The sequence below is a fragment of the Rhizobium sp. P28RR-XV genome (assembly GCF_012641385.1).
GTDB lineage: Bacteria > Pseudomonadota > Alphaproteobacteria > Rhizobiales > Rhizobiaceae > Rhizobium.
In genome coordinates, this window is record NZ_JABAIG010000009.1 from 240061 (window position 1) to 254221 (window position 14161).

The window sequence follows — 14161 nt, forward strand, 5'->3', positions numbered from 1 at the left end:
TGAATGATCGATAGCCAGAAGGCCGGCCGGTTGAGCGATGTGGACCTGATCGTGGGTGCCGCGCTCGAGGCGGGCAAGATCGCTCTCGGTTTCTTCCGGCAGTCGCCGGAGGTCTGGTGGAAGAATAACGGCCAGTCCCCGGTCAGCGCTGCCGATTTCGCCGCCAATGAAAGTCTTGCCGCCACCCTGCGCTCGGCGCGGCCGGATTATGGCTGGCTTTCCGAGGAAACCGATGACGATGCCGCGCGGCTGAAGCACGAGACCGTCTTCGTCGTCGATCCGATCGATGGCACCAGAGGATTTCTCTCAGGCTTGGATCTCTGGTGCGTCAGCGTTGCCGTCGTCACCGATGGGCGGCCCGTGGCGGGAGTTCTCTACGCGCCGGCGCTGGACGAGTTGTTCGTGGCGACGACCGATGGGCAGGCTCTGAAGAACGGCAAGCCGATCAGCGTTTCCCATAGGGTCGGCGATGCCATCCATCGGCTGGCGACCGGCGAGGATATGCTGAAGAGCTTCGATCCTGACTTCCGCAAGACGGTCGAGCGGGTGAAGCATGTTCCCTCGCTTGCCTATCGTCTCGCCATGGTGGCGGATGGGCGGCTCGAAGGAACCATCGTCAAGCGCAACTCGCATGACTGGGATCTGGCGGCCGCCGATCTTATTCTGGAGCGGGCCGGCGGTGCCCTCGTGGATCTCGCGGGCAATGCCTTGCGCTACAATCGCGCCGAGGTATCGCATGACGAACTTTGCGGGGCATCGGCATCGCAATTACCGGAGTTTCTCCGTCAGCTTTCTCACCGACGAGACGGTTGACCTTTCGGTCAAAATCCCTCAGATGAAGAGCGGAGGGGGACGATAGTAGAAAGAGACGAAAATGACTGATACCAGCGGCAAAAAGCAGCTCCTGCACCTCGTCTTCGGCGGTGAATTGGAAAACCTCGAAGAAGTTCAATTCCGGAATCTCAACGAGCTCGATATTGTCGGCATGTATCCCGACTACGCGAGCGCGCTGACGGCTTGGAAGTCCAAGGCGCAGCAGACTGTCGACAACGCTCACATGCGTTATTTCATCGTCCATCTGCATCGCTTGCTCGATCCGCAGGAAAAAGCGGCATCCTGAGGCCGCATCACCGAATTTGCATTTGATATCTCCATCCGGTGAGGCGTTCTCGCTTTAAATCCGGCCATGAAGCAGTATCCTTGACACAATAAGAACGAAAATCCGGCTGCTTACTCGGCCGTCTGACAATCGGGATTTGGCATAGATGATGATCAGCTGGGATAGGAGGCGATCGAAATGAGTAGCCTCAGGGCGCGTCTTGCCTTGAGCGCCTATCGTTTTGGCGGGATCGCCGTCTATCCGTTCATCGGGCCTTATCTCGCTGTTCGGGCGGCGAAGGGCAAGGAGGAGAGCTCCCGCAAACTGGAACGCTCCGGCTATGCGAGCGCCAATCGTCCGCAAGGGCCGTTGATCTGGTTCCATGCGGCAAGCGTCGGCGAGACATCGGCCGTCATCCCGTTGATCCGCGAAATCCGCCGCCGCGACATTCACGTCATTCTGACGACGGGCACGATCACCTCGGCCAAGGTCGCGCATCAGCGCCTCGGCGAGGAGGTCATCCATCAGTATGTTCCTCTCGATCTTAAGCCGGCCATTAAGCGTTTCCTCGAATATTGGCAGCCCGATTGCGCCATTTTCGCCGAATCCGAGATCTGGCCGACGACCATCACGGAGCTCGGCCGCAGGCGCATTCCGCAAATCCTCGTCAATGCCCGCATGTCGGATCGCTCCTTTGCCCGCTGGAGCCGCCATCCCACGCTTGCCGAGGCGCTGTTTGAAAATCTGGCCCTGGTCGTGGCTCAATCGGACCTCGACGCCGAACGCTTCCGTGATCTCGGTGCCGTGCAGGTGATCAGATCGGGCAATCTTAAGGTGGATACGGACGCGCCGTCCCACGATGCGCCGACGCTTGCCGGCTACATGAAGCAGGTCGGCGACCGAAAGACCTGGGCCGCGGTCTCCACTTTCGACGGTGAGGAAAATGCCGCGGCGTCCGTCCACAAGATGCTGAAGGAGCACAACGGCCAGCTCACCATCATCGTGCCGCGTCATCCCGAGCGCTGCGACGCGATCGAGGCGATGCTCGCGGAACAGGGTCTGAAGGTGGCGCGCCGCACCCGCAACGATATTCTCTCGCCTGAAGTCGACGTCTTCCTCGGCGATACGATTGGCGAGATGGGGCTTTATCTGCGGATGACCGAAGTCGCCTTCATGGGCAAATCGCTGTTCAACGAAGGCGGCCAGAATCCGCTTGAGCCGGCCATGCTCGGCTGCGCGATCCTGACCGGCGGCCATGTCCAGAATTTCCGCGACTCCTATCAGTTGCTTGCCCGTCGCGGCAGCGCCCGCATGGTGCGCGACACCGAGATGCTGGCGCGCGGCGTGCATTATTTGCTGACCAACGACACGGCACGACGCAGCATGATCGATGCCGGCTTCGCAGCCGTGCATGAAATGCGTGGTGCGCTGGCGGCAACGGTGAAGGGGCTGGAGCCCTATATCAATCCGCTTTCGGTGAAAGCGCGGCTGATGCCGAAGACGATGGCGAACGGTTGAGAAGGGAAGGGCATGGCGGCGGTCAAGCTGGGAGCGATTGCGGGCATTCTTTTCGACAAGGACGGCACGCTGCTCGACTATGACCAGAGCTGGCTGCCGGTCAACCGCGAGCTCGCCAGGATCGCCGCCGGGGACGATCCGCTTCTCGCCGATCATTTGCTCTCCGCATGTGGCATGGACCCGATCTCCGGCCATATCGTGCCCGACAGCCTGCTGGCCGCCGGCAACACCAGGCAGATTTCCGAGGGGCTGGTGGCCGCCGGCTCGAAAATGGATGTCGCCGAGCTGGTGGAGAAGCTCGATGCGCTCTTCGCGCACACAGCCGACTTCTCTTCGCCGGTCACCGATCTCGCCGGTTTCTTTCGCCGACTGCATGAGCGGGGTTACAAGCTCGGCGTTGCCTCCAGCGACAACGAACGCTCCATTCGCCAGACGGCCCGCCGCTTCGGTTTCATCGACTATCTCGATTACATTGCCGGCTATGACAGCGGTTTCGGCACCAAGCCGGAGCCGGGCATGGTACTCGGCTTCTATGCGGCGACGGGCCTTTCGCCGGCGCAGGTCGCAGTCGTCGGCGACAACAATCACGACCTCCATATGGGGCGCAACGCCGGCGTCGGTCTGACCGTCGGCGTGCTGACGGGCACCGGCTCGCGCGAAACGCTGACGGCAGCATCGGACTATTGCCTCAACGACATTACCGAGCTGGAAAGCCTGCTCATGCCGGTCGCCCAATCGGCCTGATCCTGGCAATGGCTTGCTTTTTCACGCAATCCGGCTTTTCTTGCCGCCTTGCTGGAGCAATTCCGGGAAAAGGGCGTAGCGGTTTTCCGTCCGGAATTGCTTAGAAACAAAGGCTAGAGCGTTTTCGCGATTTGAAGAAAAACGGAAACGCCCTGGCGGCACAAGAATAGGGCTGGATTAGACGCATGGTATCGGAAGCCCCACCTTTCTGGTGGCGAAAACCGGATTGGCGTGCCTGGGGGCTCTCGCCCTTTTCCTTCCTGTATGGCCGCATCGCCGGGCACCGCATGGTGCATAGCAAACGCGCTTCCGTGCCGGTGCCGGTCATCTGCGTCGGCAATTTCACCGTCGGCGGTGCCGGCAAGACGCCGACGGCACTTGCGCTCGCCCAGGCTGCAAAGGCCAAGGGGCTGAAGCCGGGCTTCCTGAGCCGAGGCTACGGCGGATCGCTCGATGTCACGACGATCGTCGATCCCACGCATCACCACGCCACGGCCGTCGGCGACGAGCCGCTGCTGCTTGCCCGCGAGGCGCTGACGGTGATTGCTCGTCGTCGGGCCGATGGCGCGGAAAGGCTCGTGCGCGAGGGCGCCGACCTCATCATCATGGACGACGGTTTCCAGAGCGCTCATCTTGCCATCGACTACGCTCTTCTGGTGATCGATGCCGGCAGAGGCGTCGGCAACGGCCATCTCGTTCCTGGCGGTCCTGTGCGTGCGCCGCTGCGCACCCAGCTTCTCTTCGCATCCGCCCTTTTGAAGGTCGGCGAGGGCAATGCCGCCGATCGCGTCGTTCGGCTTGCGGCAAGGGCCGGAAAGCCCTTCTTTGCCGCGAGCGTTAGAGTGCGCGGGCAGGAGGATTTGCGCAGCCGCAAGGTGCTCGCCTTTGCTGGTATTGCCGATCCGGCCAAGTTTTTCCGCACGGTCGAGACGCTGGGGGCCGATATCGCCGTCCGGCGCAGCTTCGGCGATCATGAACATCTCGGCGAAGACGACGTCACCGACATGCTCGACATAGCCTCGCGCGAAGGGCTGGAGATCGTCACCACGTCCAAGGACTACGTGCGCCTGATCGGACATCATGGTCGCGCCGGCGAATTGCTGCAGCGCTGCAAGGTGATCGAGATCGACATGGTCTTTGATGATCCGGGGGCGCCGGCACTGATCATCGACAGGGCGATCGCGGCCGCGCGCGAACGGCGCTTGCGGGAAAAGCGCAACAGCAAAGCAGCTTAAAGCCAGGTTCAGTTATCCAGCGCGGAAAATCAGCGCTTCTGATTAGGCAGCGCGCCGGCGCGCTTCTCGGCCTCGAGCGAGGTGATGACATCGGCATAGGGCTCCTGCCGGGCAACGCTCCAGTAGCGCAGCTCATCGAGAGCGATGTGCTTGCCGGTCATGGCGCAGATGACGTAGGAGCCAGGCATCAGGATCTGGAAATCGCCGTCGAGATAGCGAACCTTCGCCTCGCGGTTTCCATGTCCTTCGAAAAGATTCATCTGACGCCGTCCTTGATCTCTGTCATCTGTTTGCCATACCGCACTACAGCGCCGCGCGTCAAATATGACGCGCAAAGGTCGCTGTAGCACTTTAAATCTGCTGCATAATTTTATCCCTAAACCAATTTCGACTTAAGGATGAAATTATGCAGCAAGCGCAACTTTTCCAGACCATTTCCCGGAAAAGTTCCGTTTGGAAACGGCTGCTGTCAGCTGCGCCCGAAGAGCCGCTCGATGTCCGAGAGCTTCAGCTCTATATAGGTTGGCCGGCCATGATTGCACTGTCCGGAGCCGGGCGTGGCCTCCATTTGCCGCAAAAGCGCATTCATTTCTTCCGGGCGCAAACGCCTGCCCGATCGCACCGAACCGTGGCAGGCCATGGTTGCGGCGACATATTCCAGCTTGGCGGCAAGGCCGGCGGCGGTATCCCATTCGGCGATCTCGTCGGCTAGCTGCCGCACCAGGCCCTGCGCGTCGACCTCGCCGAGCATGGCCGGCGTCTCCCGCACGGCAACTGCGCCGGGGCCGAAGCGCTCGATGGCAAGCCCAAGCTCCCCGAGTTCCTCGGCAAACGCCATCAGCCGGTCGCAATCCTCTTCGGGCAGGTCGACGATTTCGGGAATGAGCAGGACCTGCGAGGACAGGCGTTTCGAATGCAGGGCTTTGCGCATGGCCTCGAACACCAGCCGCTCGTGCGCTGCATGCTGGTCGACGATGACAAGCCCGTTCTCCGTCTGGGCGACGATATAGTTCTCGTGCAGCTGCGCGCGGGCAGCCCCCAGCGGAAAGCGCGCCGGCTCCTCGGCCCGCACCGGTTCCACCGGGGACGCCACCTCGGCACGCGCGGTGGGCATGACAAGTCCCTCGAAGGTCGCCTGCGGTCTTTCGGCAAATCTGTAGCCCGCCGTAGCTGCGGGGCTTCCATAGGGACGGGACGGCGACGTTTCGGCCGTCCAAGGCGTCGGGGGCGGCGAGGGTCGCCAACCCGGCTGAAAGCCGGAGCGCCCGGTGGTGAAGGCGCGCAACATGCCGTCGGCGCCGGTCGTCGCGGCGCGGTCGCCCTCGCGCGCCAGCGCTTCGCGAACGGCACCGACGATCAGGCCGCGCACCAGCCCCGGATCGCGGAAGCGCACATCGGATTTGGCCGGGTGCACGTTGACGTCGACCAGCGCCGGATCGAGCGTCAATGAAAGCACGGCAATGGGATAGCGCCCGGCGGGAATGGTTTCGGCATAGGCACCGCGGATCGCCGACAGGATCAGCTTGTCCTGTACCGGCCGGCCATTGACGAAGGCATATTGATGCGCCGAGTTGCCACGATTGAAGGTCGGCACGCCAGCAAAGCCGGTGAGGCTCACATCCTCGCGCTCGGCGTCGAGCGCAATGGCATTGTCCTTGAATTCGGCGCCAAGTATCTGCGCCATGCGGGCAAGATGATCGTCACCGGTCGCTGGGAGTTCTAGCGTCGAGCGGTCGCTGCCTGACAGCACGAAGCGCACGCGTGGAAAGGCGATCGCCATGCGCTTGACGACCTCGGTGATCGCGGCCGCCTCCGCCTTCTCGGTCTTCAGGAATTTGAGGCGCGCCGGGGTGGCGAAGAACAGGTCGCGCACCTCGACGATCGTGCCGGTATTGGCGGCCGCCGGGCGTAGATGCAGAACCTTGCCGCCGGCAACGGCAATCTCGGCGCCGCCGTTCGCACCCGCCCTGCGGCTGGCAATTGAAAGCTTTGCCACCGAGCCTATGGAAGGCAGGGCTTCGCCGCGGAAGCCGAGGGTGCGGATATCCTCCAACGTTTCGGAGATCTTCGAGGTGCAGTGGCGCCGGACTGCGAGCTCAAGGTCGGCCTCTCCCATGCCGGAGCCGTTATCGGTCACCCGCAGCAAGGCCTTGCCGCCGCCGGCGGTCGCGATCTCGATCCGCGTCGCGCCGGCATCCAGCGCGTTTTCGATCAGCTCCTTGGCAGCACTTGCCGGGCGTTCGATGACTTCGCCGGCAGCGATCTGGTTGATCAGTGTTTCGGAGAGTTGCTTGATGGCCATGGTGTCATTGTCGTGGATTCGCGGCAGCGTGAAAAGAGGAAAGGCGATCGGCTTGTCTTCATCCACCCGTTTCCGTTCCGGCGCCGAACGATTTTAGGTCGGATCGGTCTGAAAGCAGAATCCGTTGGAATCAAATAGGTAGAGAGCATGATGTCCTCCGAAAACCGCTGACACTTTTCGGCGTTATCGTCCCAGGGGCTTTGTTAAGAAATTTAATCAATGTTTAAGGGAATGATGACAGGTTGTGGGACGAGAAGCTTGAAATGACTGCAGGTGGCGCGCTTCGTGCATGCTGACGGCTCTTGATGGCAGGTTGGTGGCCGTCAACTTCCATGAGCCAGGTGCCATCTGCTTCAAGTGCACAGGCCAGCATGCAACTTTTCAAACATGTCTTTTAGAGCGAACGCCGCACCGTCGGTTCGCCGTGCTGTGAAACTGGTAGAGTGTGGGAATCGGACGAATGACTGCCGAGATTGACAAGGCAGCTCTGGCAATGGCGACCGCGGATGCGCCCTTCGGCGGCAATCTGCAGGCGATGTTCTTCGACGCTTTCTGTGACGGTCTTTCCAGCGCCTTCTTCGCCTATGACAAGAACGATCTGTTGCTGTTCGCCAGCCGCCAGGTTCTGAATTTCTTCCCGATCCAACCGGAATACCTGCAGCCGTCGACGCGATTGCGCGACTTCCTCGGTGCCGTCTTCGACACGGGCATGCGGCCTCAGGCAAATCAGGCCAAGACGGCCGCCAACCGCGACAGCTGGATATCGCAGCGCATCGCCTCGCATTGGCGCGAGCGTTTCGAGACGACGGAGCATTTCACCGACGACCGTTGGGTGCGTATCAGCAAGCGGCGGCTATCCTCCGGCATCGGCTTCTGCATCATCTCCGACGTCTCCGAGGCAAAGAAGCGCGAGGAGCAGTGGCGCGTCGATATGGAGCGCGTGCAGCTCACCGAGGATGTTCTCGACAACCTGCCGTTCCCGGTGTTCGTCAAGGACCAGAATCTCATCTATGTCGCGGTCAACAGGGCGTTCTGCGACAAATACCAGACCGCGGCCGATGAGGTGCGCGGCCGCAAGAGCCTCGATCTGTTTTCCACGGATCTTGCCAATCGCTTCCACGAGAGCGACCGACATGTGATCGAGACCGGCGAGATGTCGATCTCGCGGCAGCGCCAGATTGCCCGCGACGGCATCGAGCGCGATATCGTCACGCGCAAGCAGCGTATCGGCAAATCCGGCCGCTATTTCCTGGTCTGCACCATGCAGGACCTGCCCAAGGACGGCGGCGATTTCGATGAATTCGCGCTTGCCTCGCACATCCGGGAAAACAGCGACCGCTCCTATCGGCGTGCCTATGTTCCCATGGCCGCATTGCAGACCATTACGCGCCGCCCTGCCGCCATGGAAACCTTCGTCCCGGAAAATTTCAGCGGCCGCAAGGTTCTCGTCGTCACGGCTGACTTCGCCGCGGAAACGGCCGCGCTGAAAACGCTCGAGAAATACGGCTTCGAGGCCTGCGTCGTTCACAATGAGAATGAAGAGGCGGCGTTTCTGGATGTGGCGAGCGCGCACGGTGTCAAGATCGATCTTGTCATTGTCGACAACCAGCTGGGCAAGCGCGGCATCGAGCTGGCCGAACGGCAGAACCTTGCCGCCCTGTCGCTGGATGGCTCGCAGCTTGCCACGGAACTTGCCTTCCTGATTGCCCGCCATTTCAACCGCAATATCCGCGGCGAACCTGGGAATGCCGCGGAATCGGGGCTCCTGCCGGAATGGCGGCGCACGGCCGGCGATGATCGCCGCGCGCAGATCCTCGTTGCCGAAGATAATGACATCAATCAGATCGTCTTTTCGCAGATCCTGGAAGGGTTGGGATACAGCTACGTGATCGCCGCAAGCGGCGATGAGGCGGTGCGGTTGTGGCAGGAGCATCGCCCGGAGCTGATCCTGATGGATATTTCGCTGCCGGGCCTGAACGGCTTCGAAGCCGCCAGGCTGATCCGCGGCGCGGAAAAAGGCAGCGGTTTCCATACGCCGATCGTCGGCGTGTTGACGCAGGCCTTCGAGCGTGATCGCAAGGAGTGTGGGGATGCCGGCATGGATGATGTCATCCTGAAACCGGTCAGTCCCGACATCATCGAGACGGTGTTTCAGAAGTATATGCGCAGCCCCCACAAGGCGCAAAATAGATAAATGTTACAAGGAGATCGCCGGTGACGGCAACTTATCGCCGGCATTGAATCACCGTCCTCCCGCTATCCTTTGTTAAGACTTCGCCGTCATGCTTTTGCAGGGTGGAGAAAACGTCGGGACCGCATATGAAATCGGCTGAAATGCTGCCAGGGCCAGTCAGTCAAGAGCCACAGGCAATCGCTTATACCGATCCGCTCACCGGATTAGGCAATCGACATCGCATGCGCGAGCGCACGCGTTCGATTTCGCTCGAACGGGCCAGCGATCCGGCACCCTTCACCATCGGCATCGTCAATCTGGATGCCTTCAAGCCGATCAACGACCTGTTTGGCGTCGAAGCCGGTGACGAGATTCTCTGCCAGGTCGCGCATCGCCTCAAGGCCTGCATCCCCGACGGAGCGATGGTGACGCGCCATGACGGGGACGAATTCGCCTTTGTTCTTCCCTTGGTCTTCGAGCGCGTCGGGGCCGAGAAGTTCGGGCAGATGATCCGCGAGGTGCTTTCGGCGCCCTATGATCTCGGCGATCGCAATGTCAGGCTTTCCGCCTCTTTCGGCTTCGCCATCCATCCCTTCGCCGGGGAGGAATTCGACGACCTCCTGAAAAATGCGGAAACTGCGCTCTATCGCTCCAAGCGTCGCGGCCGTGGGCAGATCACCGTCTATTCCAGGGAGATCGCTCAGGAAATGAAGCGCGCAACGCAGCTCGAGCAGGCGCTGCGCAATGCCATCATTTCGGATGCCATCGATGTGCATTTCCAGCCGATCGTTTCGCTCGCCAACAATATGGTTGTCGGCTTCGAGGCGCTTGCCCGTTGGAACGATCAGGATCTCGGCTTCGTTTCCCCGGCTGTCTTCGTGCCGCTCGCCGAGGAGCGCGGCTTTATCGATGCCCTGTCCGAAACCCTTTTGCGAAAGGCGGCGGAGGCGGCGCTTTCCTGGCCGCGCGAGCTTTTCCTGTCCTTCAATTTGTCTTCGGCGCAATTGATGGATCCCGGCACCAGCAGCAGCATCCTTGCCATCCTTGCGCGTGCCGGCCTCGATCCGCATCGCCTCGAGCTCGAAATCACCGAAACCGCGGTCGTGAGTTCGGCCGACACGGCGCATCGCATCATAGCCGATCTCCGCGCCGCGGGTGCGCGCGTCTCGCTTGATGACTTCGGCACCGGTCAATCCAGTCTCGGGCGCTTGCGCGAATTCATCTTCGACAAGGTTAAGATAGACCGCGCCTTCGTCTCCCGTATGAATTCGGATCGGGTGTCCGAACATATCATCAAGGCGGTGCTGGCCATGTGCGAGGGGCTCGAACTGCGGGTAGTAGCGGAAGGCATCGAGGAACATGCCGAAGCGGCGAAACTGAAGTCACTGGGCTGCGCCATGGGGCAGGGCTATTATTTCGGCAAGCCGGCAGACAGCGCCGCAACGCTTCGTTATCTGCAAAGCCATTATTTGGAGCTCAGCAACGAACGCGAGATCGCCTAGGCGAACTCCAGGAAGTCCAGGAAAAACGCATAGCGGCTTTTCGTTCTCACAAAAACAAAGAAAGCGGCAGCCGGGAAGGGCCGCCGCTTCTATATTCGCCTGACCATTATTTTAATTGACCATTATTTTACTTATTGGTGGTCGACGAAGTCGTGGTGTTGTCCGTCGCCGGCATTGTCGACGTACCCGCCGAGCTTGCCGCCTTCTCGGAAGCCTGCATTGCCAGCGTCTTGAATTCCGGCGCGGCCTTCAGCGAGTCGGCCGTTTCGGTCGTCGTGAGCTTAACCGTGCCGTCCTGCGGATTCTGCGTGGCATTGATCTTGTCGAACGGTACGGCGACGCTCTTCTGGCCGATGCCAAGGAAGCCGCCGACGCCGACGACTGCGGCGACAACACCGCCCTGCTTCTGCAGGATCAGGTCGTTGATGCTACCGATGCTTTCGTTCTGACCATTATAGACCGACTGGCCCATATAGGTCTTGGCACTGATCTGATCAGCCGACTGCGTGGTTAAGTAGCCGGCCTGTTCGGTGCCACTTGGCGAAGCGGGTGCCTGAGCCTTGGTCTGCGGCATCGAGCTATCCGGCTTTGTAGCGTCCGGCGTCGCCGGGGCGGATTGCGTCACCGGCGCGTTGCCGGTATTGCCAGCGCCCCCGTTCGACGGTTGCTGCGCCTGAGCGAACGCCATCGGCGAAAGCACCGAGGCCGTGGCGAAGATTGCGCCTGCAGCGACAGAAGTGAAGAGTTTCCCAGTCATCGTGAACCTACCTTTCATTCTGATGGGCATGCTTATCGAGTGCGCATGCTTACCAGCGCGAGTGGAACCTCCATTTACCGACATTCCTCGTGTCGGTTATAAAGGCAAATGGTTCACTAGGGTTTTAGTTCCGTCAAAAGTTGCAGAAGTCGATGGCTGCAAGTTGAAAATTGTAGAAATACAGCATGAAAACAATAGGTTGACGTTTCAAAAAACAACCTGTGGAGTGGCTGAACTGAAAAATGGATCGATACGGATTTCAGGTTTTTCGCAATCCGGCGGATGCTGATACGGCATTGATCGTCAAAGCAAATCCCTCTCCAGGCACCGAGCGCCTGAGGAGGGTTTTCAATCAAAGCTTGTACTGCGGGTCAAAGACGCCCTTCACGGTCAGTCCGAGTTCCAGGAGCGCGCCGGCCTGGGGTTGCATGGAACGGGCTTCGTCATCAAGCCCTTCCCAGGCGGTCGTCACGGCCAGCCGGTCCGCATTCTTGCCGATGAAGGCCGGGCAGGAAGGCTGCATGGCAGGCACGCGAAAACGCTCGATGCGCAGGCCGTCCGGGCTGTACTTGTCGACAAAACCGGAGCCCCAGCGCGCATTCCAGATATAGCCATCGGCATCGCAGACCGAGCCGTCGAGGCCGCCCGGGTCTTCCATGCTGTCGACCATGACGATCGGCTCGCCCGTCGGCAGTCCCGTCTCCGGGTCGACAAGCACGCGCATGAGCTGGCTGACGCGCGTATCGGTGAAATAGCCGATCATGCCGTCGGGCGAGAAGCAGATGGAGTTCGGAATGCTGATCTGGTCGAAGATCTTGGTGACCTTGCCGCCGGCGACATGATAGATGGCGCCTGCCTGCATCTCGGCGCGCTTGCCCATGGTGCCGATCCAGAGCGATCCGGAAATATGCGTGCGCCCGTCATTGGAACGGTTCTCCGGCTTGTCCGCCTCAATCGCCGCATAAAAGCTCAGCTCGCCGGTGGCGATATCACGAAGGAAGAGCCCCTGTTCCGTGGCGATCATCTGCCGTTCCGCATCGACGCGGGCAAGCACGCTTGCCATCATCGGCAGCTCGTGAACCTGTTTCTTGCCGGTCGGCAGGTGCAATTCGTGCAGTTCCTTGCCGAGGATATTGAACCACCAGACGGTGTCCGTGTCGGGGTCGTAGGTCGGGCCTTCACCCAGGACGGATGACGTGTTGCAAAGAATATTGCCCTGAAAATCATGAATATCGGTCATAGTCAGGCTCCTATGGCTGCATCATAGGCATAGATGGTGGCCTTGGCACGTTCGGCAACCTCTGCCGTGGTCATTCCAGGCTTGTAAAGGCTGGTGCCGAGACCGAAAGCCAGGATGCCCGCCTTGGTGTAGTCGGCAAAATTCTTGTCCGAAACGCCACCGACCGCGGCGATGACGAGTTCCGGCGGCAGAACAGCGCGGATAGCCGTGATGCCGGAGGCGCCGAGCACGCCGGCGGGGAAGAATTTCAGGCCAGTGGCGCCGGCGCGAGCGGCTGATAGAGCCTCCGTTGCGGTGAATACGCCGGGCATCGTCACCATGCCCTTGTCGCGGGCGCGGCTGATGACCGCAGGCTCGACATTCGGTGTGACAAGCAGCTTGCCGCCCGCGCCGTCAAGCCTATCGACATCTTCAACCGTCAGCACGGTGCCTGCGCCGATCAGGCAATCGGCGGGCGCCATCTTGGCGGCAATCTCGATGGAACGGAAAGGCTCTGGCGAATTCAGCGGAATTTCAATCGCGCTGAAGCCGGTCTCGATCAGCGCACCGACGATATCGGCCGTTTCCTCCGGCTTGATGCCGCGAAGAATGGCGATGAGCGGGCGCTTCATGGGCGGGAAGGGGATGCGGGTCGTCATCAGTGTTTGCTTTCTTTCTTGAACCAGATCGCTTCGGCCGCGGCGGAAAGCCCGCGACGGACGGCGGCATCGGCGTCGATGGTCGTATAGGGAAGAGATAGGGCGCGGAACGCATCCTCATAGAGAGCCTGGAGGCGGCCGGAAGCGACAAGCGTAATGGCCGCATTCTGCCCGGCTGACGCAAGCGCACCGGCAAGTTCGGCACCGATCAGCGTGCCCGAGATTACCGCCTGCGCGCCGGCGGACGTCAATCCATTCAAAAGTTGGCCGGAGCGCGCGGTGAACAACAGGTTGGTCGCCAGGGCAGGTTTGTCGAACGCTGCCCCGAGAGCCATTTCGAATGCCTTGGTATCGGCTGGCATGTCTGCGGCGCCGGCAACGGCATGCGACAGGATGCTGTGCTTGGTGATGATGTCGAAGAGCTCACCGGTCATGAAGGTGGAAAAGCCCGTCACCTGGCCGTCGAGCACGCGCACCCATTTCGAATGCGTTCCCGGCATGCAGACGAGCTGTTCGCCCTTGGCATCGGCGACGATCGCACCGAACAGCTGCGTTTCCTCGCCGCGCATGACGTCAGGCACCTGCCGGTTGCGCTGCGCAAGGCCCGGCAGGATGCGGATGTCACGGGATTGTCCGGGCACGGCGACCGCGCCGGTGAGGATCGCGGCAAGCGATGCCGGCGTGTCGATATATCCGGCCTCCACCCAGCCCTGGCGCGCTCCGGCCATACCGCAGACGATGACGGGGATATCGCCGGGTGCCGAGACGGCATCCAGATGGGCCTGCAGGACCTTGGCAAAGCCGGTCTGGGCTGCCGCGGTCATGCCTTCGCCGCTCCGGCGCTCTGCCAGAATGCCGCCGTCCTCGCCGATCAGCCACAGCCGGAAACTGCTGGTGCCCCAGTCCACCGCGACATATGCGGGCTTGGTCATGAGAAATACTCCAAAGTCTTT

Annotated in this window: 13 protein-coding genes; 7 read left to right on the forward strand and 6 right to left on the reverse strand. The window is 61.0% G+C overall.

Going from position 1 to position 14161, the window contains the following annotated elements:
- Positions 1 to 3 precede the first annotated feature (3 nt).
- From HGP12_RS20490 to lpxK, 5 genes are all read left to right on the forward strand, one after another.
- Entirely contained in the window at positions 4 to 813 is an 810-nt protein-coding gene (locus HGP12_RS20490) for a 3'(2'),5'-bisphosphate nucleotidase CysQ (protein WP_168840891.1), read from the forward strand.
- A 61-nt stretch (positions 814 to 874) separates the two neighbouring features.
- The gene (locus HGP12_RS20495; protein WP_034508466.1) at positions 875 to 1120 is read left to right on the forward strand and encodes a DUF4170 domain-containing protein; all 246 of its coding nucleotides are present in this window, start codon (positions 875 to 877) and stop codon (positions 1118 to 1120) included.
- Between the two features lie 177 nt (positions 1121 to 1297).
- Entirely contained in the window at positions 1298 to 2617 is a 1320-nt protein-coding gene (gene waaA, locus HGP12_RS20500) for a lipid IV(A) 3-deoxy-D-manno-octulosonic acid transferase (RefSeq protein WP_168840890.1), read from the forward strand.
- 12 nt (positions 2618 to 2629) lie between these two features.
- Complete coding sequence (locus tag HGP12_RS20505) at positions 2630 to 3361, forward strand: HAD family hydrolase (protein WP_168840889.1); 732 nt, start codon at positions 2630 to 2632, stop codon at positions 3359 to 3361.
- Positions 3362 to 3546: 185 nt separating this feature from the next.
- Complete coding sequence (gene lpxK / locus HGP12_RS20510; RefSeq protein WP_168840888.1) at positions 3547 to 4596, forward strand: tetraacyldisaccharide 4'-kinase; 1050 nt, start codon at positions 3547 to 3549, stop codon at positions 4594 to 4596.
- Between the two features lie 29 nt (positions 4597 to 4625).
- Here the strand turns inward: lpxK and HGP12_RS20515 are convergent, their stop codons facing one another.
- Together HGP12_RS20515 and mutL are read right to left on the reverse strand one after the other, a co-directional pair.
- The gene (locus HGP12_RS20515; protein WP_168840887.1) at positions 4626 to 4856 is read right to left on the reverse strand and encodes a DUF2093 domain-containing protein; all 231 of its coding nucleotides are present in this window, start codon (positions 4854 to 4856) and stop codon (positions 4626 to 4628) included.
- A 209-nt stretch (positions 4857 to 5065) separates the two neighbouring features.
- Positions 5066 to 6898: a DNA mismatch repair endonuclease MutL gene (gene mutL, locus HGP12_RS20520; protein ID WP_168841101.1), complete on the reverse strand. Its 1833-nt coding sequence runs from the start codon at positions 6896 to 6898 to the stop codon at positions 5066 to 5068.
- Positions 6899 to 7358: 460 nt separating this feature from the next.
- Between mutL and HGP12_RS20525 the strand changes: the two genes are divergently transcribed.
- Both HGP12_RS20525 and HGP12_RS20530 read left to right on the forward strand, forming a co-directional pair.
- Positions 7359 to 9092, forward strand: a complete 1734-nt coding sequence (locus tag HGP12_RS20525; RefSeq protein WP_168840886.1) for a response regulator — start codon at positions 7359 to 7361, stop codon at positions 9090 to 9092.
- Between the two features lie 125 nt (positions 9093 to 9217).
- Positions 9218 to 10573, forward strand: a complete 1356-nt coding sequence (locus HGP12_RS20530; RefSeq protein ID WP_168840885.1) for a putative bifunctional diguanylate cyclase/phosphodiesterase — start codon at positions 9218 to 9220, stop codon at positions 10571 to 10573.
- A gap of 127 nt (positions 10574 to 10700) precedes the next feature.
- Here the strand turns inward: HGP12_RS20530 and HGP12_RS20535 are convergent, their stop codons facing one another.
- The 4 genes from HGP12_RS20535 to HGP12_RS20550 all read right to left on the reverse strand — a co-directional run bounded on the left by HGP12_RS20535 (position 10701) and on the right by HGP12_RS20550 (position 14140).
- Positions 10701 to 11330: a PRC-barrel domain-containing protein gene (locus HGP12_RS20535; protein ID WP_168840884.1), complete on the reverse strand. Its 630-nt coding sequence runs from the start codon at positions 11328 to 11330 to the stop codon at positions 10701 to 10703.
- Positions 11331 to 11682: 352 nt separating this feature from the next.
- Positions 11683 to 12570, reverse strand: a complete 888-nt coding sequence (locus HGP12_RS20540) for an SMP-30/gluconolactonase/LRE family protein (RefSeq protein WP_168840883.1) — start codon at positions 12568 to 12570, stop codon at positions 11683 to 11685.
- A gap of 2 nt (positions 12571 to 12572) precedes the next feature.
- Entirely contained in the window at positions 12573 to 13208 is a 636-nt protein-coding gene (locus tag HGP12_RS20545; protein ID WP_168840882.1) for a 2-dehydro-3-deoxy-6-phosphogalactonate aldolase, read from the reverse strand.
- Positions 13208 to 14140, reverse strand: coding sequence for a 2-dehydro-3-deoxygalactonokinase (locus tag HGP12_RS20550; RefSeq protein WP_168840881.1), 933 nt, complete (start codon positions 14138 to 14140; stop codon positions 13208 to 13210). The genes HGP12_RS20545 and HGP12_RS20550 overlap by 1 nt, the downstream gene beginning before the upstream one ends.
- Between the last annotated feature and the right edge of the window lie 21 nt (positions 14141 to 14161).